A 285-nucleotide genomic window follows, 5' to 3' on the forward strand; every position below is an offset into this window, starting at 1 on the left:
GAACAAGGGCTGCCAGGTGACGGGCAGGCCGTGGGTGTGGGCCTGGGCGAGGGAGGTCAGGAAGCGGTGGGGGCCGTCCTCATCGCGGCGCAGGGTACCCACCACGACGGGTTGAACGGCCCCCGCACTTCCACTGACTCCAGCCGTCCCAGAGTCCGACCCCTGACCGGTCGAACCGACCGTGTCGGTCGAACCGGCCGTGTCGGCGGTGGTGGTGTTGGTGTCTGTGGTGGTGTCGAGGGTGTCGTGGATGGTGTGGGTGAGGATGGGGTGGGGGCTGGTTTC

1 protein-coding gene is annotated in these 285 nt (G+C 68.8%); it reads right to left on the reverse strand.

All coding sequences use genetic code 11. The features are described from left to right. A partial coding sequence (locus AC5P1B_RS35940; protein ID WP_493892237.1) for a hypothetical protein occupies window positions 1-285 on the reverse strand: 285 nt, incomplete at both ends.

The sequence above is a fragment of the Streptomyces sp. A01 genome, assembly GCF_059026195.1.